The organism is Ensifer sp. WSM1721 (assembly GCF_000513895.2).
In the GTDB taxonomy this organism is placed as follows: domain Bacteria; phylum Pseudomonadota; class Alphaproteobacteria; order Rhizobiales; family Rhizobiaceae; genus Sinorhizobium.
The window spans coordinates 1,022,509-1,045,400 of record NZ_CP165782.1 but is presented as its reverse complement, the minus strand read 5'-3'; the positions used below and the strand labels follow the sequence as shown (position 1 = coordinate 1,045,400).

At 62.7% G+C, this 22,892-nt stretch carries 20 protein-coding genes and 3 tRNA genes; 1 reads left to right on the top strand and 22 read right to left on the bottom strand.

Annotated features, from left to right (window positions below):
• Nucleotides 1–12: 12 nt before the first annotated feature.
• From M728_RS05070 to M728_RS04980, 19 genes are all read right to left on the bottom strand, one after another.
• A complete protein-coding gene (locus M728_RS05070) occupies nt 13–792 on the bottom strand; it encodes a biotin--[acetyl-CoA-carboxylase] ligase (protein ID WP_026619320.1) in 780 nt (259 codons plus the stop codon).
• Nucleotides 789–2,231, bottom strand: a complete 1,443-nt coding sequence (gene nuoN / locus M728_RS05065) for an NADH-quinone oxidoreductase subunit NuoN (protein ID WP_026619319.1) — start codon at nt 2,229–2,231, stop codon at nt 789–791. Before nuoN ends, M728_RS05070 begins: the two co-directional genes overlap by 4 nt.
• Nucleotides 2,232–2,250: 19 nt before the next feature.
• Complete coding sequence (locus M728_RS05060; protein ID WP_026619318.1) at nt 2,251–3,762, bottom strand: NADH-quinone oxidoreductase subunit M; 1,512 nt, start codon at nt 3,760–3,762, stop codon at nt 2,251–2,253.
• On the bottom strand, nt 3,762–5,756 hold the full coding sequence (gene nuoL / locus M728_RS05055; RefSeq protein WP_026619317.1) for an NADH-quinone oxidoreductase subunit L: 1,995 nt from the start codon (nt 5,754–5,756) through the stop codon (nt 3,762–3,764). The genes M728_RS05060 and nuoL overlap by 1 nt, the downstream gene beginning before the upstream one ends.
• 7 nt (nt 5,757–5,763) lie before the next feature.
• Complete coding sequence (gene nuoK / locus M728_RS05050) at nt 5,764–6,072, bottom strand: NADH-quinone oxidoreductase subunit NuoK (RefSeq protein WP_003531854.1); 309 nt, start codon at nt 6,070–6,072, stop codon at nt 5,764–5,766.
• Nucleotides 6,073–6,101: 29 nt separating this feature from the next.
• Nucleotides 6,102–6,716: an NADH-quinone oxidoreductase subunit J gene (locus M728_RS05045; RefSeq protein ID WP_026619316.1), complete on the bottom strand. Its 615-nt coding sequence runs from the start codon at nt 6,714–6,716 to the stop codon at nt 6,102–6,104.
• 149 nt (nt 6,717–6,865) lie between these two features.
• Nucleotides 6,866–7,357 carry an NADH-quinone oxidoreductase subunit NuoI gene (gene nuoI, locus M728_RS05040; RefSeq protein ID WP_012707628.1) on the bottom strand — a complete coding sequence of 164 codons (492 nt, stop codon included), beginning with the start codon at nt 7,355–7,357 and terminating at the stop codon, nt 6,866–6,868.
• Between the two features lie 64 nt (nt 7,358–7,421).
• The gene (gene nuoH, locus M728_RS05035; RefSeq protein ID WP_026619315.1) at nt 7,422–8,465 is read right to left on the bottom strand and encodes an NADH-quinone oxidoreductase subunit NuoH; all 1,044 of its coding nucleotides are present in this window, start codon (nt 8,463–8,465) and stop codon (nt 7,422–7,424) included.
• Nucleotides 8,466–8,485: 20 nt separating this feature from the next.
• Nucleotides 8,486–10,567 (bottom strand): NADH-quinone oxidoreductase subunit NuoG, encoded by a 2,082-nt coding sequence (gene nuoG, locus M728_RS05030; protein WP_026619314.1) that lies wholly within the window; start codon nt 10,565–10,567, stop codon nt 8,486–8,488.
• Between the two features lie 100 nt (nt 10,568–10,667).
• Nucleotides 10,668–11,294 carry an NADH:ubiquinone oxidoreductase gene (locus tag M728_RS05025; protein WP_026619313.1) on the bottom strand — a complete coding sequence of 209 codons (627 nt, stop codon included), beginning with the start codon at nt 11,292–11,294 and terminating at the stop codon, nt 10,668–10,670.
• 5 nt (nt 11,295–11,299) lie between these two features.
• Nucleotides 11,300–12,604 (bottom strand): NADH-quinone oxidoreductase subunit NuoF, encoded by a 1,305-nt coding sequence (gene nuoF / locus M728_RS05020; RefSeq protein WP_026619312.1) that lies wholly within the window; start codon nt 12,602–12,604, stop codon nt 11,300–11,302.
• A 4-nt stretch (nt 12,605–12,608) separates the two neighbouring features.
• Nucleotides 12,609–13,448 carry an NADH-quinone oxidoreductase subunit NuoE gene (gene nuoE, locus M728_RS05015; protein ID WP_026619311.1) on the bottom strand — a complete coding sequence of 280 codons (840 nt, stop codon included), beginning with the start codon at nt 13,446–13,448 and terminating at the stop codon, nt 12,609–12,611.
• A gap of 16 nt (nt 13,449–13,464) precedes the next feature.
• Nucleotides 13,465–13,719 carry a hypothetical protein gene (locus M728_RS05010; RefSeq protein WP_026619310.1) on the bottom strand — a complete coding sequence of 85 codons (255 nt, stop codon included), beginning with the start codon at nt 13,717–13,719 and terminating at the stop codon, nt 13,465–13,467.
• Nucleotides 13,719–14,909: an NADH-quinone oxidoreductase subunit D gene (locus M728_RS05005; RefSeq protein WP_026619309.1), complete on the bottom strand. Its 1,191-nt coding sequence runs from the start codon at nt 14,907–14,909 to the stop codon at nt 13,719–13,721. Before M728_RS05005 ends, M728_RS05010 begins: the two co-directional genes overlap by 1 nt.
• A 57-nt stretch (nt 14,910–14,966) precedes the next feature.
• Complete coding sequence (locus M728_RS05000; protein WP_026619308.1) at nt 14,967–15,572, bottom strand: NADH-quinone oxidoreductase subunit C; 606 nt, start codon at nt 15,570–15,572, stop codon at nt 14,967–14,969.
• Nucleotides 15,573–15,590: 18 nt separating this feature from the next.
• The gene (locus M728_RS04995) at nt 15,591–16,169 is read right to left on the bottom strand and encodes an NADH-quinone oxidoreductase subunit B family protein (RefSeq protein WP_012707619.1); all 579 of its coding nucleotides are present in this window, start codon (nt 16,167–16,169) and stop codon (nt 15,591–15,593) included.
• Nucleotides 16,160–16,525 carry an NADH-quinone oxidoreductase subunit A gene (locus M728_RS04990; protein WP_026619307.1) on the bottom strand — a complete coding sequence of 122 codons (366 nt, stop codon included), beginning with the start codon at nt 16,523–16,525 and terminating at the stop codon, nt 16,160–16,162. Before M728_RS04990 ends, M728_RS04995 begins: the two co-directional genes overlap by 10 nt.
• 307 nt (nt 16,526–16,832) lie before the next feature.
• Nucleotides 16,833–16,909, bottom strand: a tRNA-Asp gene (locus tag M728_RS04985).
• 72 nt (nt 16,910–16,981) lie between these two features.
• Nucleotides 16,982–17,058, bottom strand: a tRNA-Asp gene (locus M728_RS04980).
• A gap of 475 nt (nt 17,059–17,533) precedes the next feature.
• Here M728_RS04980 and M728_RS04975 point away from each other — a divergent pair.
• A tRNA-Val gene (locus tag M728_RS04975) sits at nt 17,534–17,609 on the top strand.
• 67 nt (nt 17,610–17,676) lie between these two features.
• On the opposite strand, the gene M728_RS04970 is transcribed toward M728_RS04975, so the two are convergent.
• From M728_RS04970 to M728_RS04960, 3 genes are all read right to left on the bottom strand, one after another.
• Nucleotides 17,677–18,075, bottom strand: a complete 399-nt coding sequence (locus tag M728_RS04970; protein ID WP_026619306.1) for a cupin domain-containing protein — start codon at nt 18,073–18,075, stop codon at nt 17,677–17,679.
• A 64-nt stretch (nt 18,076–18,139) separates the two neighbouring features.
• On the bottom strand, nt 18,140–21,601 hold the full coding sequence (locus M728_RS04965; RefSeq protein WP_026619305.1) for an AAA family ATPase: 3,462 nt from the start codon (nt 21,599–21,601) through the stop codon (nt 18,140–18,142).
• Nucleotides 21,601–22,878 carry an exonuclease SbcCD subunit D gene (locus M728_RS04960; RefSeq protein WP_026619304.1) on the bottom strand — a complete coding sequence of 426 codons (1,278 nt, stop codon included), beginning with the start codon at nt 22,876–22,878 and terminating at the stop codon, nt 21,601–21,603. Before M728_RS04960 ends, M728_RS04965 begins: the two co-directional genes overlap by 1 nt.
• Nucleotides 22,879–22,892 lie beyond the last annotated feature (14 nt).

Genomic DNA, 22,892 nt, shown 5'->3' with positions numbered 1-22,892 from the left:
CTTGATGCGCCTCTATTTCTCATTAAACCGAAAAAACACGTCCCCCGCCGCGATCGCCTGCGGCGCACCCGAGCCCGTGTCGAGTATCAAGCGGCCGTCCTGATCAATACCGACAAAATGGCCGGAAAGCGACCGATCGGGGAGGTTGACGGTGATCGCCTCGCCGACCCCCCTGGCCGCGGCGCGCCACTCGGCGATGATCGATGCGACGCCGGCGCCATGATCCCAAGTGGCAAGCGTCTCAGCCATCGTCACGAAGAGATGCGCAAAAAGCTCTTCAGGAGAGATCGTCGCGCCCTCCTGGCGCAGCGAAGTAACCGGATAAAGCGCTTCCGCCGGCATGGTTGCGACGTTGATGCCACAGCCGATCACCAGCGCGTGGCGTCCGTCCGGCAGGCTCTCCCCTTCGAGGAGAATGCCGCAGGTCTTCCGCCCGTCGATGAGGATGTCGTTTGGCCACTTGATCGCCACCTCGGGCGAGCCCGGCGGCATTACCCGCCGGATCGCCCGGTGAACGGCGACCGCCGCAGCGAGCGGCAGCGAGTGCAGTCTTTCGACCGGCGCCGGATCGATGAGGAGCAGCGATGCATAGAGATTGCCGGGCTCCGAGAACCAGGCGCGGCCGCGCCGCCCCCTGCCCCCGGTCTGGCGCGTTGCAGTGATCCAGAGATTGCCTGGATCACCCTCCCGCGCCCTTGTCAGGCACTCGCTGTTGGTCGAGACGGTTTCCGCAAGCGAGACATGCCGGAAATCGTCAGGCGAAATCCGGCCGCCCGCTGGTCCGCCGGTCAAAAGAAAGTCCGGGCCGCGGCTTCCGCGGCGTTTCCAAGCGGACCGCCGATCAGCACGTAGCCGAGCACGAAGAGGCCGGACAGTCCGAAGACCAGCCGCAATTCGCCGGCGGTGCGGGCAAACTCGCCCTTGGCCTCGTCGAACCACATGACCTTGATGACGCGCAGGTAATAATACGCGCCCACGACCGAAGCGAGCACACCGATAATCGCCAGCGCATAGAGTTGCGCCTCGATCGCCGCGACGAAGACGAAATACTTGGCGAAAAAGCCGGCAAGCGGCGGGATCCCCGCAAGCGAGAACATGAGGATCGTCAGCACGGTCGCCATGAACGGGTTGGTCTGCGACAGGCCGGCGAGGTCGTCGATCCCCTCGACGTGCTCGCCGTCCCTCCGGCGCATGGCGAGAATGCAGGCAAAGGTGCCGAGCGTCATGACCATGTAGATGAGCATGTAGAGGATCACGCCCCGCACCCCGGCCATGGACCCGGCAGCAAGTCCCACCAGTGCATAGCCCATGTGGCCGATCGAGGAATAGGCCATGAGCCGCTTAATGTTGCGCTGGCCGATCGCAGCGAAGGAGCCGAGCAGCATGGAGGCGATCGAGATGAAGACGACGATCTGCTGCCAGTCGGCGACGACCGGTTCGAAGGCGTCGATGACGATGCGGACGAGCATCGCCATGGCCGCAACCTTCGGCGCGCCGGCAAAGAAGGCAGTCACCGGTGTCGGTGCGCCTTCATAGACGTCCGGCGTCCACATATGGAACGGAACGGCGGAGATCTTGAAGGCGAGGCCGGCAAGGATGAATACCAGCCCGAAGACGAGGCCCAGTGAACGACCCTCGGCCGTCAGCGCCGCCGCAATCTCTTCGAAGCCGGTATGGCCGGTGAAGCCATAGACGAGCGACATGCCATAAAGCAACATGCCCGACGAAAGGGCGCCGAGAACGAAATATTTGAGACCGGCCTCCGTCGAACGGATGCTGTCACGGTTGATCGCCGCCACCACGTAGAGCGAGAGCGACTGCAGCTCGAGCGAAAGATAAAGCGAGATCAGGTCGTTGGCCGAGATCATCAGCAGCATGCCGAGCGTCGCAAGCAGCAGCAGTACCGGGAACTCGAAACGGTCGATCTGTGCTGACCGGGCATGACCGACGGTCATCACCATCACGGTGATCGAACCGATCAATGCCAGGACCTTCATGAACTTCGCGAACGGGTCCGAAAGGAACGCGCCGGCATAGGCCTCGCCATTGCCGATCTTCAGCACGAGCCACAGCCCGGCGATGATCAGCACGGCCACCGACAGCCCGGTCACCGTCGACGCGGATCGTTCGCTCGAAAAGACGCCGACCATCAGCAGCACCAGCGCGCCGATCGCGAGGATCAGCTCGGGCACCGAGAGTTGCAGGCTTGCAATAAGGGTTTCAGCAGTCATGTCCAATCACGTCCTGTGGTCATTGCACCGAAAGCGCAACGTCTTGCGCCGCCTGCAGGGCTGCGGCGTAGTTGTTGACGAGAAGATCCACGGAGGCCGCGGTCGCATCGAAGACCGGTGCCGGATAGACACCGAAGAAGATCGTCAGGATCACCAGCGGATAGAGGATTACTTTCTCGCGGGTGGAAAGATCGAGCAGCGCTTTCAGGCTTTCCTTCTCGAGTGCGCCGAAAATGACCCGGCGATAGAGCCAGAGCGCATAGGCGGCGGACAGGATAACGCCGGTCGTCGCAAGGAGGGCAACCCAGGTGTTTGCGCGGAAGGCGCCGACCAGCGTCAAGACTTCACCGACGAAGCCCGATGTCCCCGGAAGCCCGACATTGGCCATGGTGAAGACCATGAAGGCGACGGCGTATTTCGGCATGTTGTTTACAAGACCGCCATAGGCGGCGATCTCGCGTGTGTGCAGCCGGTCATAGACGACGCCGACGCAAAGGAAGAGCGCGCCCGATACGATGCCGTGCGAGAGCATCTGGAAGATGGCGCCCTGCACGCCTTGGATGTTGGCGGCGAAGGTCCCCATCGTCACGTAGCCCATGTGGGCGACCGAAGAGTAAGCGATGAGCTTCTTGATGTCGGTCTGCATCATCGCCACCAGCGAGGTGTAGATGATGGCGATGATCGAGAGCGTATAGACGAGCGGTGCGAAGAAGTCCGACGCCAGCGGGAACATCGGCAGCGAGAAACGCAGGAAGCCGTAGCCGCCGAGCTTCAGGAGGATGCCGGCCAGGATGACCGACCCTGCCGTCGGCGCCTGCACGTGCGCGTCCGGAAGCCAGGTGTGCACCGGCCACATCGGCATCTTCACCGCAAACGATGCGAAGAAGGCGAGCCACAACCAGGTCTGCATCTCGCGTGGGAAATTGTATTTGAGCAGTTCGGTGATGTCGGTGGTGCCGGCCTGCCAGTACATCGCCATGATGGCAAGCAGCATCAGCACCGACCCGAGCAGCGTGTACAGGAAGAACTTGTAACTGGCGTAGACGCGGTCCCTGCCACCCCAGACCCCGATGATGATGAACATCGGGATGAGGCCGGCTTCGAAGAACACGTAGAAGAGCACGATATCGAGCGAAACGAAGACGCCGAGCATCAGCGTTTCCAGGATCAGAAACGCGATCATGTATTCTTTGAGGCGCTTCTCGATCGTTACCCAGCTCGCAAGCACGCAGAACGGCATCAGGAGCGCGGTTAGCGGAAGGAACAGCACCGAGATGCCATCGATGCCGAGATGGTAGGAAATGCCCGTGCCGAGCCATTCGTGCTTCTCGACCATCTGGAAGCCGGGGTTCGACGGATCGAACTGATACCAGACGTAGAGCGATACCAGGAAAGTGAAGATCGTCGTCAGCAGCGAGACGTTCAGGATGTTGCGGCGGCCGTAGGCGCTGTCTTCTCTCGTCAGCAAGAGGAGCAGCACGCCGACGAGCGGCATGAAGGTGACCGCGGAAAGTACGGGCCAATCGGTCATCAGAAGGAACTCCCGAGCATCATCCAGGTAACGAGCGCAGCGATGCCGATCAGCATGGCGAACGCGTAGTGATAAAGGTAACCGGTCTGCAGCCGGACAACGCGATCGGTCACGTCGAGGACGCGCGCCGCGATTCCGTTGGGACCGAAGCCGTCGATGACGCGGCCGTCACCTTCCTTCCAGAGGAAGGTGCCGAGACGCTTGGCGGTGCGGACGAACAGGAAATCGTAGAGTTCGTCGAAGTACCACTTGTTGAGCAGGAACTGGTAGAGACCGCGATGCTGCTCAGCGAGATATTTCGGCGTCTCCGGCGAGCGGATGTACATGTACCAGGCCGTGTACAGGCCGAGCGCCATCGCGACGAACGGGCTCCACTTCACCCACAGCGGAACGTGGTGGTATTCCTCGAGGATCTCGTTCTCGGGCAGCGTGAAAAGCGAGCCCTGCCAGAACTCGGCATAATGGTGGCCGAAGAAATAGTCGTGGAACAGGAAGCCTGCGACAAGCGCGCCGAGAGCGAGGACGTAGAGCGGCACCAGCATCACCTGGGGCGACTCGTGCACATGATGCATGACATCGGACGAAGCACGCGGCCTGCCATGGAACGTCATGAAGGTCAGGCGCCAGGAATAGAAGCTGGTGAAGAGCGCCGCGATGACGAGCAGCGCGAAGGCGAAGCCGGAAACGATGCTATGCGACGCGAAGGTGGATTCGATGATCGCATCCTTCGAGAAGAAGCCCGCCGTACCGATGACCGTGCCGGGAATGCCGACGCCGGTCAGCGCAATCGTGCCGATGAACATCATCCAGTAGGTGACCGGAATGTGCGTGCGGAGCCCGCCCATGTAGCGCATGTCCTGTTCGCCATCAACGGCGTGAATGACGGAGCCCGCGCCGAGGAACAGGAGCGCCTTGAAGAAGGCATGCGTGAACAGGTGGAAGATGGCAGCGCCGTAGGCGCCGACGCCAAGCGCCACGAACATATAGCCGAGCTGGGAGCAGGTCGAATAGGCGATGACGCGCTTGATGTCATTTTGCACGAGACCGACGGTCGCCGCGAAGAAGGCGGTGATCGCACCGATGAGCGTGACCACGGTCAGCGCGTCCGGCGACAGTTCGAAGAGCGGCGACATGCGGGCGACGAGGAAGACTCCGGCGGTCACCATGGTCGCGGCATGGATGAGGGCCGATACCGGCGTCGGGCCTTCCATGGCGTCCGGCAGCCAGGTGTGCAGCAGGAACTGCGCGGACTTACCCATCGCGCCCATGAAGAGCAGCAGGCAGGTGGCAGTCAAGGCATCCGCCTTGTCGAGCTGCATGCCGAAGAGGTTGATGACGGCCTCCCCTACCCCGGCGCCCTCGGCCGGCAGATAGCTCTGCGCCGCGGCAAAGATCGTCTCGAGGTTGATCGAACCGAAGAGCACGAAGACTGAGAAGATGCCGAGCGAGAAACCGAAGTCGCCGACGCGGTTGACGATGAAGGCCTTGATCGCCGCGGCATTGGCCGAAGGCTTCTTGTACCAGAAGCCGATCAACAGATAGGACGCCAGACCTACGCCTTCCCAGCCGAAGAACATTTGCAGAAGGTTGTCCGACGTGATGAGCATCAGCATCGCGAAGGTGAAGAGCGACAGATAGGAGAAGAAGCGCGGGCGATTGGGATCGTGATGCATGTATCCGATCGAGTAGATATGCACCAGCGTCGAGACCGTGTTGACGACGACGAACATGACCGCGGTCAGCGTGTCGACGCGGAAGGCCCATTCGACATCGAAGCCGCCGGACTGGATCCAGCGCAGCACCGAAACGCTGATCATTTCCTCTTCGCCGAGGGCGACGTCGAAGAAGACCAACCAGGAAAGCGCGAGCGCGATCAGCATCAGGCCGCAGGTCACATATTCGGATGCCTTGGCACCGATCTGCGTGCCGAGGAGGCCGGCAATCAGGAAGCCGATCAGAGGCAGAAAGACGATAGCCTTGATGATGGTGTCCATAGCCCTGTCAGCCCTTCATCATGTTGACGTCTTCGACGGCGATCGAGCCGCGGTTTCGATAGAAGACGACGAGAATTGCAAGTCCGATGGCCGCTTCTGCGGCCGCCACGGTCAGAATGAACAGCGCGAAGACCTGACCGGTGATGTCGTTCAGGAACGCCGAGAACGCCACCATGTTGATGTTGACCGCGAGCAGGATGAGTTCCACCGACATCAGGATGATGATGACGTTCTTCCGGTTGAGGAAGATGCCGAAGACGCCAAGCGTGAAGAGAATGGCGCTGACGGTCAGATAGTGGGAAATGCCGATTTCCATGAGTGTAGTCCCTCGACCTCGCGTCGCGATTAGATGCCCTGCCCCGGCTTGACCGTGACCACCTCGACGGCGGTCTCGGGCGTGCGGGCAACCTGGCGCGGAATGTCCTGACGCTTGATGTTCTGACGGTGACGGAGCGTGAGCACGATAGCGCCGATCATGGCGACGAGCAGAACGAGCCCCGCGATCTGGAAGAAATAGATGTAATGGGTGTAGAGGACGTCGCCGAGCGCCGCGGTATTGGTACGCTCGCTGATCGGCGGGATCGGCATGGCGATGCCTTTGGCGATTTCCGGCGAGAAAGCCGATCCGCCAACGACGATGATAAGCTCCGCCGCGAGGATCAGCCCGATCAGAGCGCCTATCGGCGCGTATTCAAGCACGCCCGCACGGAGCTCGGCGAAATCGATGTCGAGCATCATGACGACGAAGAGGAAGAGCACCGCCACCGCGCCGACATAGACGACGAGCAGGATCATCGCCAGGAACTCGGCACCGGTCAGGAGGAAAAGCCCTGCCGCATTGAAGAAGGTCAGGATCAGGAACAGCACCGAATAGACCGGATTCTTGGCCGCGATGACCATGAATGCCGATGCCACGGCGATGAAGGCAAAGAGATAGAAAAAAAGAACCTGCAGACCCATGATCGGTGCCTTTTTCGTCTTGCTCGGCGTGAAGGCTGATCGCCTCCACTCCATGAGGCAAAGCCGGACGTCGTCCGGCCAATGCCCAAACCCGTTTCGCATGCACCACGTCTATTCAGCGGCGCGATGCGGTGTACTTGCGGATGGCCTCAGCGGTAGGGCGAGTCCATCGCGATGTTGCGCGCGATTTCTCGCTCCCAACGATCACCGTTGGCGAGCAGCTTCTCCTTGTCGTAGTAGAGCTCTTCGCGCGTCTCGGTGGCGAATTCGAAGTTCGGCCCTTCGACAATGGCATCGACAGGACAGGCTTCCTGGCAGAAACCGCAATAGATGCACTTCACCATGTCGATGTCGTAGCGCACCGTGCGGCGGGTGCCGTCGTTGCGGCGCGGGCCGGCTTCGATGGTGATGGCCTGGGCAGGACAGATCGCCTCGCAAAGCTTGCAGGCGATGCAGCGCTCTTCACCATTCGGATAGCGGCGCAGCGCATGCTCGCCGCGGAAGCGGGGGCTGACCGGCCCCTTTTCGAAGGGATAATTCAACGTTGCCTTCGGCCGGAAGAAATAGCGCATCGACAGAAAGAACGCGCCGACGAATTCCTTGAGGAACAGCGAGCTGACGGCTTGCGAAAGACCGGCCATCATTAACCTCCAAACTTGCCGGCCTGGGAGGAGCCAGCGGTATGCAGCGAAGCTTGAGCGGTCATCATGCCCAGCCCATCAGCTTCAGAACGAACGCGACGATCACGACCATCGCCAGAGACAGCGGCAGGAAGACCTTCCAGCCGAGACGCATCAACTGGTCGTAGCGGTAGCGCGGCACGAAGGCCTTCACCATCGCGAACATGAAGAATACGAACGAGGCCTTCAGCACGAACCAGATGATGCCCGGGACCCAGTTCAGGAGCCAGATATCGACCGGAGGCAACCAACCGCCCAGGAAGAGGATCGTCGTCAGCGCGCACATCAGGCAGATCGCCGCGTACTCGCCGAGCATGAACATCATGTACGGGGTCGAGCCGTATTCGACCATAAAGCCGGCCACGAGTTCCGATTCCGCTTCGGGCAGATCGAAAGGCGGGCGGTTCGTCTCCGCTAGCGCCGAGATGAAGAACACGATGAACATCGGGAACAGCGACAACCAATGCCAGTCGAGGAAGGATGCCGGCAGACCGATCATCGTTCCCGGACCATCCATCTGCGCATTGACGATGTCCGTCAGATTGAGCGAACCGACGCAAAGCAGAACGGTGACGATGACGAAGCCGATCGAGACTTCATAGGATACCATCTGCGCAGCCGACCGCAGCGCGCCGAGGAAGGGATATTTCGAGTTCGAGGCCCAGCCGCCCATGATGATGCCATAAACCTCGAGAGAAGATATGGCGAAGACGAAGAGGATGCCGACGTTGATGTTCGCGATCACCCAGTTCGCGTTGAGCGGGATGACCGCCCAGGCGGCGAGCGCCAGCGTCACCGAGACGAGCGGCGCTAGCAGAAAGATCGTCTTGTTGGCGCCGGCCGGAATGACCGGCTCCTTGAAGACGAACTTCAAGAGGTCGGCGAAGGACTGGAAAAGCCCCCATGGCCCGACGACGTTCGGGCCGCGGCGAAGCTGCACCGCCGCCCAGACCTTCCGGTCCGCGAGCAGGATATAGGCGATGAAAAGAAGCAGCGCGACCAAAAGCAGCAGCGACTGGCCGATCATGATGGCCGCGGGCCAGACATAGGTCGAAATGAAAGCGTCCATGATGCTCTATTCCCTCGCGCTCATTCCGCGGCAGCTTTGAAATTGTTGCGCGCCAGGGCCGAGCATTCGGCCATGACGGCGGATGCGCGCGCTATCGGGTTCGTCAAATAGAAGTCTTTGATCGGAGACGCAAACACGGATTTCGCCATCTCACCGGCTTTTTGCGCAAGTGCGGCAATTTCGTCGCTGCCAGCGGCGATAATCGCGTCCACGTCCGCGAAGTGCGGATAGGCCGCATAGAGCTCGGCGCGCAGCTCGCCGAGCGAGTCGAAGGGGAGCTTCTTGCCGAGAACGTCGGAGAGCGCGCGGATGATCGCCCAGTCCTCGCGGGCCTCACCCGGGGCAAAGCCGGCACGGTTGCCGAGCTGCACGCGGCCTTCGGTGTTGACCCAGGTGCCGGACTTCTCCGTGTAGGTCGCACCCGGAAGAATGACATCGGCCGCATGCGCGCCATTGTCCCCGTGCGAGCCGATGTAGACGGTGAAGCCCGCCTTCTTCCTCGAAAGGTCGATCTCGTCGGCGCCGAGCAGGAAGAGCACGTCCATGGCGCCGAGCATCTCGGCAGCCGACTTGCCGACTTCACCGGGAACGAAACCGAGGTCGAGGCCGCCGACGCGGGCCGCCGCGGTGTGAAGGACAGCAAAGCCATTCCACTCGGCACTGACCGCGCCGATCGCTACGGCAAGCTTTGCGGCATTGGCGAGAACGGCAGCGCCGCCCTCCCCTGCGAGCGCACCCTGGCCGACGATGATCAGCGGGCGCTGAGCCTTCTTGAGCGTCGCCAAGAACTTCGCTTTCCCGGCAACGAGCTCGGCAAGCGTGTCGGTGCCGGCGCCCAGATATTCATATTCATAGCGCAGTTCGCTCTGTTCGCCGATGACGGCGATCGGGAAGTTGCCCATGCGGTAGCGCTTGCGGATGCGGGCATTGAGGACGGAGGCCTCGAAGCGCGGATTGGAACCGATGATGAGCAGCGCGTCGGCGCTCTCGATGCCCTGGATCGTCGGATTGAAGATGTAGCTTGCCCGACCGAGCGACGGGTCGAGCGCCGCGCCATCCTGACGGCAGTCGAGATTCTGCGACCCGAGCGACGAGATGAGCTCCTTCAGGGCATACATTTCCTCGACCGAAGCAAGGTCGCCGGCGATCGCGCCGATCCTGTCTCCCGAAGTCTTCGCGACAGCCGCCTTGATCGCCTGGAATGCCTCGCTCCAGCTCGCCGGCTGCAGGCGTCCGTCCTTCTTGACGTAGGGACGGTCGAGGCGCTGCGTTTTGAGCCCGTCCCAGATGAAGCGGGTCTTGTCGGAGATCCACTCCTCGTTGATCTCCTCGTTGACGCGCGGCATGATGCGCATGACCTCACGGCCGCGCGTATCGACGCGGATCGCCGAACCGACCGCATCCATGACGTCGATCGATTCGGTCTTGTTGAGCTCCCACGGACGCGCGGTGAAGGCGAAGGGCTTCGAAGTGAGCGCGCCTACCGGGCAGAGGTCGACGACATTGCCCTGCAGTTCCGAGGTCATCGCCTGTTCGAGATAAGTGGTGATTTCCGCGTCCTCGCCGCGGCCGATAAGGCCGAGCTCGGCAATGCCGGCAACCTCCGTCGTGAAGCGAACGCAGCGCGTGCAATGGATGCAGCGGTTCATCACGGTCTTGACGAGCGGACCGATATACTTGTCCTCGACCGCGCGCTTGTTTTCCTGATAGCGCGAGGAGTCGATGCCGAAGGCCATCGCCTGGTCCTGCAGGTCGCACTCGCCGCCCTGGTCGCAGATCGGGCAGTCGAGCGGATGATTGATGAGCAGGAATTCCATCACGCCTTCGCGCGCCTTCTTGACCATCGGCGTCGTGGTGAAGATTTCTGGCGCTTCCCCGTTCGGACCGGGACGCAGATCGCGCACGCCCATGGCGCAAGAGGCGGCAGGCTTCGGCGGACCGCCCTTCACCTCGATCAGACACATGCGGCAGTTGCCGGCAACCGAAAGCCGCTCATGGAAACAGAAGCGCGGAACCTCGGCACCGGCCTCCTCGCATGCCTGAAGCAGCGTGAAATGATCCGGGACCTCGATCTCTTTTCCGTCGACTTTCAGCTTTGCCATCTTCGCACTCAATCCTGTCTTTCGTCCGCCTGCCTTCCTTGGTGGCGGACAATTCCTTCACGGCCTTGCCGCTTGTCGTGACGACCGCACGGCCATCACCTTATTTCTTCCGCACTCCCTTGAGCGCTTTCGCCTGCCCGATCCAGTCGTCCCGCGTGATGCGGCCGTTCAAGCCGAATTCGGCATCGAGCTTCGCCACATCGGCTTCGCTCAACGCAGCGATGTCGGCGAAGCGGCGAATACCTCTGCCGTTCAACACCTGTTCGAGCTTCGGGCCGATCCCCGAGATCCGCTTGAGATCGTCGCTCGCACCGCTCTTCTGCGCCGATGCGGCCGGCTTTCTCGCTGCGCGCGGCTTGCGCGCGGCCGGGACGGACGGCGCTTCCGAGGCCTGCCGGGCTGCCGCCTGCGGCGCGACAGCTGGTGCCCGCTTCGTCGCTTCGACTGGCTCAACTTCCGGGGCCGCGACGCTTTTCTGCATTGCGCTTGCAGCGCCCTGCATTGCGCCGAACATGATCCCGGCAATCTGGCTCGACAGTCCGAAACCGAGGGCCGCGGCAGCGGCAATCGCCGCCGTCGGATGCGCCATCAGCGGATGCAGCGCGACGTTCGGCATGCTCCTCATCCATTCGGCCATGCCGAACGGATCGGCCGGGTCCGCAGTCCGTGCGAACGGGATGGCTGCCGCCGTTTCCCTTCCCTGTACATCCCTGCTTGCCCCAGCCATGGCTCTTACTCCGCCGCTTCCAATACCGCGCCGTGCGACGTGGCATTGCGGGTGTATTCGTCGATCCGCTTTTCCATCTCCGGACGGAAATGCTTGATCAGGCCTTGGATCGGCCATGCGGCCGCATCGCCGAGTGCGCAGATCGTGTGACCCTCGACCTGCTTCGTCACGTCGAAGAGCATGTCGATCTCGCGCTTCTGGGCGCGACCCTGCACCATGCGCTCCATCACGCGCATCATCCAGCCCGTGCCTTCACGGCAAGGCGTGCACTGGCCGCAGCTCTCGTGCTTGTAGAAAGCGGAAAGCCGCCAGATCGCCTTGATGATGTCGGTCGACTTGTCCATGACGATGACGGCGGCGGTTCCGAGGCCGGAACCGAGCTCGCGCAGCCCGTCATAGTCCATGATCGCGTCCTTCATCTGCGCGCCGGGCACGCAGGGAACGGACGAGCCGCCGGGGATGACGGCGAGCAGATTGTCCCAGCCGCCACGGATGCCGCCGCAGTGCTTCTCGATCAGTTCATGGAACGGGATCGACATCGCGTCCTCGACCGTGCAGGGGCGGTTCACGTGGCCGGAGATCGAGTAGAGCTTAGTGCCGTGGTTGTTCGGGCGGCCGAAGCTCGTGTACCAGCCGGCACCGCGGCGCAGGATGGTCGGCGCGACCGCTATCGATTCGACGTTGTTGACGGTCGTCGGGCAGCCATAGAGGCCCATATTCGCCGGGAAAGGCGGCTTCAGCCGCGGCTGACCCTTCTTGCCCTCTAGGCTCTCGAGCAGTGCCGTCTCCTCGCCGCAAATATAGGCACCGGCGCCGTGATGAACGAAGATGTCGATGTCGTAGCCGAGCTTGTTGTTCTTGCCGAGCAGGCCATACTCGTAGCATTCGTCGATCGCAGCCTGCAGCGCTTCGCGCTCGCGGATGAACTCGCCACGCACATAGATGTAAGCAGTGTGTGCGCCCATGGCGAAGCTGGCGACGACACAGCCCTCGATCAACGTGTGCGGATCGTGGCGCATGATGTCGCGGTCCTTGCAGGTGCCGGGCTCCGACTCGTCGGCATTGACGACGAGATAATGCGGGCGACCGTCGCTTTCCTTCGGCATGAAGGACCATTTGAGACCGGTCGGGAAGCCGGCGCCGCCGCGGCCGCGCAGACCCGAAGCCTTCACCTCGTTGATGATCCAGTCGCGGCCCTTCTCGAGGAGCTCCTTGGTGCCGTCCCAGTGGCCGCGCGCCATCGCGCCTTTCAGGGACTTGTCCTTGAGGCCGTAAATATTGGTAAAGATGCGATCTTCATCTCTCAGCATGGTTTCACCTCTTTACCCGCGGCTTCTTCGCCGGCTTGGACTTGTCGGCGGTCTCGCCCTCGATCTTGGCGTTCCTTGCCGAGGCTTTCTTCGCCGTCGCCGGGGTCTTCAGCGTCGGGTTGGTGACGTCTGAAGCGGTCTTCGGCTTTGCGGCGTTCGAAGGCGGCACGCTGACCGCCTTGTCACCACCAGCCGACTTGCTCGCCCGGACCGCAGGCTTCTTCTCCTCCGGCTGCGGCACCTGCAACGTCGTCAGTCCGCCGATCGGCGCGGAATAGATGCGATCGATCTGTGGACCCGGCTTCACCTCGGCGCCCTTGCCGGCTTCGAACTGATCGATGATCTCCCCGAGCCGCTCGGCCGTCAGGTCCTCGAAGGTGTCCTTGAAGATCATCACCATCGGCGCGTTGACGCAGGCACCTTGACATTCGACCTCTTCCCAGGAGAGCGTGCCGCCTTCGTTCAGCGTGAAGGGCTCGGCGGCAATCTTCTTCTTGCAGACCTTGATCAGGTCTTCCGCGCCGCGCAGCATGCAGGGCGTCGTGCCGCAGACTTGGACATGCGCCCGCGATCCGACCGGCTTCAACTGGAACTGCGTATAGAAGGTCGCGACTTCGAGGACGCGGATATAGGGCATGCCGAGCATGTCGGCGACCGACTCGATTGCAGCCTTCGTCACCCAACCGTCCTGTTCCTGGGCGCGCATCAGCAGAGGAATGACTGCCGACTGCTCGCGGCCCTTGGGATACTTATTGATCGTTGCCTTGGCCCAGGCAGCATTTTCCTTGTTGAACGCAAAGGTCGCTGGCTGGACAGTGTCTTCGGCTAGTCGACGAACGGACATTCTAGTGGACACCTTATCAGTTAATCGAACCACACCGCGATTTCGTCAGCGAGACGAATTCGCAGGCATAGGCTGACTGGTCTTTCTGCAAAAATACGATGTAGCGCGTGCCGTTGGCGACCGCGGCCTTGATCTCGTAACCCTTGGAGAGGAGCGTCGACATGGCGCCGCCCCGCAGCCCGGTGGACGATTCACTGCCGACTTCCTCCTGGGCGGAGGCCGCAGAAGCAAGAGCAAGAAGTCCGAGAGCGGCGAGCGGCGCCAGACGCATCAGCGATCCACCTCGCCGAAAACGATATCGAGGGAGCCCAGCACGGCCGAGACGTCGGCAAGCTGGTGTCCGCGACAGAGGAAGTCCATGGCCTGCAAATGCGCATAGCCCGGCGCGCGGATCTTGCAGCGGTAAGGCTTGTTGGTGCCGTCGGAAACCAGGTACACGCCGAATTCACCCTTCGGAGCCTCGACCGCGGCGTAGACTTCGCCGGCCGGCACATGGTAGCCCTCGGTATAGAGCTTGAAGTGATGGATCAGCGCTTCCATCGAGCGTTTCATCTCGCCGCGCTTCGGCGGCACGATCTTGCCGTCGAGCGAGGAGACCGCCCCCACCTTCGCATCGCCGAGCAGACGGTCGACGCACTGGCGCATGATCCGCGCCGATTGGCGCATCTCGATCATGCGGATCAGGTAGCGGTCAAAACAGTCGCCGTTCTTGCCGATCGGAATGTCGAATTCGAGATCGGAATAGCACTCATAGGGCTGCGCGCGGCGCAGGTCCCAGGCAGCGCCAGAGCCGCGCACCATCACGCCGGAGAAGCCCCATGCCCAGGCATCCTCCAGCGTGACGACGCCGATGTCGACGTTGCGCTGCTTGAAGATGCGGTTGCCGGTCAGGAGTTCGTCGATGTCGTCGACGGTCTTCAGGAACGGATCGATCCAGTTGCCGATATCCTCGACGAGCTTGTGCGGCAGGTCCTGGTGCACCCCACCGGGGCGGAAATAGGCCGCATGCATGCGCGCGCCGCAGGCGCGCTCATAGAAGACCATCAGCTTCTCGCGTTCCTCGAAGCCCCAGAGCGGCGGGGTCAGCGCGCCGACGTCCATCGCCTGGGTCGTCACGTTGAGGAGATGCGACAGGATGCGGCCGATTTCCGAATAGAGAACGCGGATGAGCTGGCCGCGGATCGGCACCTCCGTGCCGGTCAGTCTTTCAACGGCAAGCGCGAAGGCGTGCTCCTGATTCATCGGCGCGACGTAGTCGAGCCGGTCGAAATAAGGGATGGCCTGCAGGTAGGTTTTCGTCTCGATCAGCTTCTCGGTGCCGCGATGCAGAAGGCCGATATGCGGATCGACGCGCTCGACGATTTCGCCGTCGAGCTCCAGCACGAGACGCAGAACGCCGTGCGCCGCCGGATGCTGCGGACCGAAGTTGATGTTGAAGTTGCGGACGTTATGTTCGGTCATACCGATTGCTCCAGGCCGGATGGCAATCCTTTCGCGATCACCACGGGCCGACTTGACTTACCGTGCCTTAGCCTTCTCGTCGCCGGGCAGGACGTAATCCGTGCCTTCCCATGGCGAGAGGAAGTCGAAGTTGCGGAATTCCTGCCTCAAATGGACCGGCTCATAGACGACGCGCTTGACCTCGTCGTCGTAACGCACTTCGACGAAGCCGGTTACCGGAAAGTCCTTACGCAGCGGATAGCCCTCGAAACCATAGTCCGTGAGGATTCGCCTCAAGTCCGGATGGCCGGTGAAGAGAATGCCGTACATGTCGTAGGCTTCGCGCTCGAACCAGTCGGCGCCCGGGTAGACGGCGGTCGCGGACGGGACGGGCTCGCCCTCGCCGGTGGCGACCTTCACCCGCACGCGCAGATTCTGGCGCGGCGACAGCAGATGATAGACGACATCGAAGCGGTCCGGCCGCTGCGGATAGTCGACACCGCAAACGTCGATCAGGCTGACAAAACCGCACTGCACGTCGTCGCGCAGGAAGGTCAGGAGCGCGATGAGGTTCTCGGTCTTCACCGTCAGCGTCAGCTCACCGTACTCGATGGCCGAGTCGGCAATAAGCGCGCCGCGCATCTCGCGAAGATAGGAGGCAAGCTCGTTCAGGGCTTCACTCATATTAAGACCCCCCTGCCCTTAGCGCTCGATCGTGCCGGTCCGGCGGATCTTCTTCTGCAGCAGAAGCACGCCGTAGAGCAGCGCTTCTGCTGTGGGAGGACAGCCTGGCACGTAGATGTCGACGGGCACGACGCGGTCACAGCCGCGTACAACCGAGTAGGAATAGTGATAATAGCCGCCGCCGTTGGCGCAGGAGCCCATCGAGATGACATACCGCGGCTCCGGCATCTGGTCGTAGACCTTGCGCAGCGCGGGCGCCATCTTGTTCGTGAGCGTGCCGGCGACGATCATGACGTCGGACTGGCGCGGCGAGGCGCGCGGCGCAAAGCCGAAGCGCTCGGCATCATAGCGCGGCATCGACATCTGCATCATTTCGACGGCGCAGCAGGCAAGACCGAAGGTCATCCACATGAGCGAGCCGGTGCGCGCCCAGTTGATAAGTTCGTCCGTCGAGGTGACGAGAAAGCCCTTGTCGGCGAGCTCGTTGTTGATCTCGCCAAAGAATGCGTCATTGCTGCCAATCGGCTTGCCGGTAGCGGGATCGATGATCCCTTTCGGTTGGGGCGCAACGAGCGTGGTGCCGGATGCTAGTTCCATTCCAGCGCTCCCTTCTTCCATTCATAGATAAAGCCGACTGTCAGGACCAGGAGGAAGACCATCATCGACCAGAAGCCGAACCAGCCCAGATCCTTGAACGAAACCGCCCAGGGGAAGAGGAACGCGACTTCGAGGTCGAAGATGATGAAGAGGATCGAAACGAGATAGAAGCGGATGTCGAACTTCATGCGGGCGTCGTCAAACGCATTGAAGCCGCACTCATAGGCCGACAGTTTTTCCGAATCAGGCGCCTTGAAGGCGACGGCAAAAGGAGCGACCAGAAGAGCGAGGCCGATCACAAGCGCGATTCCAATGAAAATCGCGATCGGAACATAAGAACCGAGAAGTTCAGTCATTTTATCCGTCCCTGCCCGCGGGAGAGCACCAAGAGAGGCGCTTCAAGACCATGATGCCGCAGGCCGAAAAGTATGTTGCAACGCCAGAGTGGTTAGCGCAGGCCGCGCCCCGGCGCAAGCCTTCAACAGGCATTTAAACCGGTTCACGGCACAGGATTGGACGGCATGTCGCATGCATGCGCATAACGAAGCGCGCAATTGCGGGAGCAGGCGGACGTTACCGCCAAAATGCGGCACGAAGGCGGATTGCTGCCATGCAAAAATGAAACAGCTCAAAGGGGTTCGTCGGGAGGAATGCGAAGAGAAATGGCGCGAGTGACGGGGCTCGAACCCGCGACCTCCGGCGTGACAGGCCGGCACTCTAACCGACTGAGCTACACCCGCGCATCATGGCCAGCACATAGCCATTGTCTCATCATCGGCACCTTTTGAGAATGCCGTATTACCCTTCAAGAGTGGCGCGAGTGACGGGGCTCGAACCCGCGACCTCCGGCGTGACAGGCCGGCACTCTAACCGACTGAGCTACACCCGCATTCCCTTGACTGGCCGAAACGCTCACGCGCCCCGATCAAAGCGGCCCTGCCGTTTGATGAGCGGCTAACTAAGCGGTTCGCATTTGGGTGTCAAGCGTGTTTGAAGACAAATCCGTGACGGGACGGTTTTTGATCCACAGGGCGTCGCGCGGAGCGACAACCGCGTATGGCGGCGCAAGCGGCGCAACCGAGATGAGCAGTGCCTCCACTTCGACGTGCGGCTGCGTCCGCACATCTTTATGTCCCTCTAGTTGGCGGCTTTATGCCCCTGGGCGACAAGAAAAAGCCGGCCTGTTGCTGTTCTCAGGCGACGCAGTGGTCAATTTGCCCACAGTCCCCCTGCCCCGGCCACCGCACTTGACGTGCCCTCACAAAAAAATCGGAAAAAATCGCGCAAATGCTCTTGCGGTTTTCGCCGGTTGCGCATAGATCACGCCCACCGACGCGGCGGACAGATTGCTTCGCAACGCGAAAGGGCGATTAGCTCAGTTGGTAGAGCGCCTCGTTTACACCGAGGATGTCGGGAGTTCGAGTCTCTCATCGCCCACCACTTCCTTACTCCTCGGAAGATTGAACCGGCAGTGATGTCGCTGGGCGTAGCGATATTTGAGGTCCTTTCACCCTCCGCGATATTGCTCATCCGTCACATGCTCGAGCCAGTCGACCACCTTGCCGTCGAGCGCCTCCTGAATGGCGATATGGGTCATTCCCGTGTCGGGCGCGGCACCATGCCAATGCTTTTCGCCCGGCGGAAACCAGACGACATCGCCGGCGCGAATCTCGCGGAGCTCTCCGCCCCAGCTTTGCGCGAGGCCGCGGCCTGCCGTGACGATCAGCGTCTGGCCGAGCGGGTGCGTGTGCCAGGCGGTTCGCGCACCAGGTTCGAAGGTGACCGTTGCGCCGCGTACGCGCGCCGGCGCCGGCGCCTCGAAGGCAGGGTCCACGCGCACAGCCCCGCTGAAGTAATCGGCCGGGCCGCGAGTGGAGGGCCTCGATCCACACTCAAAGATTTCCATTCGAACCTCCTTCTTGTGTGATTGCGCCAAAGCACAAGCACCTTACCCTTTTTCCGTGTCGTCGCTACAGCCTGTGGACCATCACCTCCGGACAGGCATTCCGCGCGATGTCGCAAAGATGTTCATGGTGAGTCAGATAGATCACTTGTCCTACGCGCGCCATGTCCGCCATCAGCTCGAAGGCACGGCCGGCGCGGCCGTCATCGAAGGTCTCCATGATATCGTCGGCGATGAACGGGAGCGCCTCCCGCGTTGCGGCCACTTCGTGGTAGCCGGCGATCCTGAGGGCGAGATAAAGCTGGAAACGCGTGCCTTTCGAAAGATCGCGGGCAAGTTTCGATCCACCCGCGGCCGTGTTCGCGATCAGGAATTCCTGGCCCTTGTCCACCTGCGTCGAAAGGCCGGAATATTCACCGCCGCTGATGTGCATGAATGTGCGCGACGCACGCTGCATCATGGCGCTGCGATGCCGTTCGCGAAACAGCCTGAGCCCCTGCTCGGCGGCGATCACGCCAGCCCGGAGCCGGAGATAGCCGATCGCCTTCATCTCGACGTCGAGAAGAAGCGTGCGGCGCCGCTGTTCGAGCTCGGCGACGCGGTCGCCCCCCTCTACTTCGGCAAGCGCCTTCTCCTTGCTCCGGACCTCCGCATGCGACTCGCCGACGTCGCGGTCGGCCGCATCGATCGCCTCGTCCAGCCGAGCGAGCTCGAGGCTCAACTCCTTTTCGTCGATCGCGAAGAGCATGGCTTCGGCTTCCCCGGCCGTGGCGACGCCGAGACGCGTAACCAGATCGTTCTCGAGCTCGGCGCACCGGCGCCGCAGCCGTTCCTGCTCCTGGACGGCCTCCAGGCAGGAAGCGGCCTCGTCGAGCGTCGCGCAGCCGAAGAAATCGACGATCGCCCGTTTCGCTGCGACATGGATTCGCTCTTCGGCGTGGAGCGACTGCAGGCTCTCCTCCATTCGCTCGATGCTGTCCCGGAGCGTAAGGCGGCGCTCTTCCATGTGATGCGCAGCGGTGATGCGATCGCGAATGGCGGCAAAAAGGGTGAGGACATCATCGGATTGTGCGTCACCTAGTTGCGCCCCAAGACTCGCGACGGCTTCGCCGAAAACCTGCTGATCCCTTCGCATGCCGGCGATGCGATGGTCGAGTTCGCCCTTCTTCTGCATCAGCTTGTCGAAGTCCTGCAGCACCGCGAGCACCGGACCTATTTCCTGCGGGAGCGGCCGCTCGATCCGGTGGGCGAGCCAAGTACCGGCGAGCGCATCATGCCACTCGCCGCACCAGGCGGCCATCGCGGCTTCCGCGGCAGCGAGCGCCGTCTCGCGGCTTTCCAAAGCCTCCGTCGCACGCTCGAGCCGTGCGGCCGCGGCACTGCGGGCGGCGGACGCTGCCTGTGCGCGCGAGACGAAATGCTCGGCCGCGGAAAGCAATGCGTCGAGGCGGTCAGGCAAAGTATCGCTCACGCCGAACCGCACCAGTTCCTCGCGCAGGACGCAGACGGCCGCCTTCTCTTCGGCAACGGCCTTGTCGCGCTCCCGCAACGCGGCGCGCAAATCCGCGCGCAGCTCGAGTACGGCGGCGCGCGTCGCGAGCCAAGCCTCCAGTTGCGGGAGCATGATTACGTTGGGTAAGCCGCAGGCGCTCGCGGCAGCGCCGATCGTCGCGTCCAGCCGCTCCCGTCCCTCGGCGAGCGCCCTTCTTTGCGCCTCCAGCATCTGCAGGCGGGCACGCCGCTCGGAAACGGCCAGCGTCAGGCCGCGCATCTGGGTCACGCGCTCCACCTGTTCCAGCCGCAGTGCCGCAGCCGCGTCGTCATCTTTCAGCATCACCTCGAACGCCGTCGCACTCGCCTCGTCGAGGCAGGAGCGGTGCCTTTGCCAGGCGAGATCCCGGCGCCGCCGGAGTTCGCTCGCGGTCGCGTCATCGACGACGCCGCCAGTGGCCGCAAGCGCGGCGAGCCGCGCCTCGTCTCCGGCCTGGCGCTCACCTTCATCGGCGATCCGGTCGTCGAGCCGCAACCGCCGTTCCGTGAGAGTAGCTTCCTCCGTCCGCCATGCATCCACCACGCCCGGCGCCGGGACGGCAAGCGCCGCCAGATCGTCCAAAGTGCCTTCAAAGGGCCGCAGCGCCTCGAGCTTATCCGAGAGCATCGCTTCCAGCCGATCGATCTCCTTCGCGGCTGCGTGCTGACGGATGAGACAATCCCTCTGGCGCAGGTGATGCAAGCGGTTCGCGAGAAGAGCGGGGTCGCCCATGCCTTCCTTCAACCGGGCTGCGTCGCGCTCGGCCTCCTGGCGATCCCGTTGCGCGCTCTCGACTTCCTCGCGTGCTGCGGCCAGCCTCTCCGACAGGCTGGCGTGCCGGCGCACAAGCTCCTGTAGCCGGGCGGCGCGTGCGGTCGGCAGGAGGAGCGCGGCGGGATCGGAGTTGCCCTCCTCGTCCAGTCGGGCAAGGCAGGCGTCGATCTCGGCGGATGTCCTTGCCAGCTCTTCGAGGCGAACCGGCATGTCGCGGGCGGCCGTCAGATAGCGGGCGTCAAGCTCGGAATTGCGCAGCGCTCCGAACCGCTCGGCGAGCGCCAGCGCCTGCCCGTCCTGCGGCATGTCCGCCAGCTCGTCGCGCCGTCGCTCAAGCTCCTCGTTCAGTTGCGCGAGCCGCGCGGCGATTTCTGCCTCGCGCTTCCGAAGCGTCGGCAGCTCGCTCGGCCACTCCGCGGGCGGCACAGGCAGGGGCGTCCGTCTCTCGAATTCGTTCCTTGCCTCGCAAAGCCGCTTGAGGATCGGCAGAGCATGGAGCTTTACGCGCGCCAGATCCCTGGCGACACGCAGCTCCGCCCGTGTTCCTGCCGCCGTTTCGTGACGTTCGCGCGCAGACGTCAGCGCCTTGCGGAGCGAGGCGTATTCGCGCGCATTCACGTCGATCGCGCTGCGCTCCGCTTTGAGCGCGTCGAGTTCTGCCTTCAACTCGGCAAGCCGATGCTTGCGCCCCTGCGGACGGAAGAAGGCATCCGCATCCGCACGCAGGCTCGCGAGAACCGCGCCGCTGTCCGGCAGGCCGGAGCTTGCGGAAAAGAGCAGCGAACCCAGTTCCCCCTCGCTCTGCAGGATCGCTTCCCCACCCTCCTCGATGCTGTCGTCGTCGAGCGAGAACATCATGCGATACGTATCCCGATCCACAGAGCCGAGAGCCGCGGAAAAGAGATTGTCCGGCAGCGGCTGCTCGTCGGAGCCGACGAGACTGTTGGCGTTGCGCTTTACGCGATAGGCGTGATGGCGATGGCCGCCGGCTTCCAGGATGCCGCCGATCCGCATCGTCTGGTAGGGGTGCAGAAAGCCGTAGGGGCTTGAACGCTCGATCCCGAAGAGCAGATCGAGGAAGCCGGAGAACAGGGTCGACTTCCCGGCTTCGTTCGGGCCGTAAACGAGGTGAAAATCGGGCGCACCTGGCTTCGCCTCGCCGAAATCGAGGCTCCGCCCGGTGAATTTGCCGTAGCGGACGAGATCCAGCCGTTGAAGTCGCATCAGTCGGTGCCCTCGGCGCCCGTGCGACCATGGAGATGCGCGAGCACGTCCGCGCTTCCCGCAAGACCGGCGTTCAGCGCCAGGCTCTCCAGCGCTTCCTCGTCGATCGCCAATATCTGCCGCAGTTCGGGCGGCAATTGCTGCAGCAGTTCCTCCGCGACGCCCTTCACCTCTGCGCGGAAGCCGAAGGAGGACAACACGTCATTTTCAACGAGCGCCGCCAACTCGCCGACCGGGTCGGCCGAGGCGTATCCTGCATCCCCTGCCGCCCGGCACTGGACCTCGACCTTCTCGATCCAGCATCCGCCGAGCCCGGCCGCAATGTTGGCCATTTCCGTTTCCAGGAGATCGGCGTCGCGCCGTAGGCGCCAGGCAAGCGGGGTTCTTCCCGTCAGCGTCAGCCGCAGGATCAGATTGTCGGCCGGCAGTCGCTTGCGAAGGCGGGCGATCTCCCGGCTCACCGAGTCCAGCACATCGCGCCAGTGAGCGGCGCCCGTTACGTCGACCGAAAGCCGTTCGAAAGCGGCGGTGCTTGTCGGCCGCTCTTCCAGCACCACCTGCCCGTGATCGTCGATCGTAACGATGGTGACGCCCTTCATGCCCATTTCGTTGATGTCGCGGCCCTGCGGCATGCCGGGCATGACGATGCAGGGCTTTTCGCTGTGCACCTGCCGCTGGTGGATATGGCCGAGCGCCCAATAGTCAAAGCCGTGCCGCTGAAGATCGGCGACACTGCAGGGCGCATAGGGGTCATGAGCGGCGGAGCCGGAAAGGCTCGTATGCAACATGCCGATATTGATTCCGTCGGCGACCGGCGGATGGAAGTGAGGCAGCAGACTCTCCGGCGCGTGCGTGTCGGCAAAGCTCACGCCGTGAATATGAACCGTTCTGCCGTTTTCCAGATTCTTTGCCAGCACCGTCCTGCTGCGGCCGGAAAAGACGTGGACAGAGGGCGGCAGCGTGAGTTCGCGCGTCACTTGCGATTGGGCGTCGTGATTGCCCCGGATGATGAAGGTGCGGATGCCGGCCTCGTCGAGGCGGCGGAGCTCGCCCGCAAGGAAAAGCGCCGTGTTCATGGAGGTTTGGCCGCCGTCGTAGAGATCGCCGGCGATCAGCAGCGCGTCGACGCTTTCGGCAATGCAGAGATCGACAATGCGCACGAGCGCGTTACGGGTGGCGCTTCGCACAAGGCTGGCAAGCTCCGGGTTTCGGAGTGCGAGGCTGCGCAAAGGTGAATCGAGATGAAGGTCTGCGGTATGAACAAATCGGAACGGCATGGCCGACCATGGCC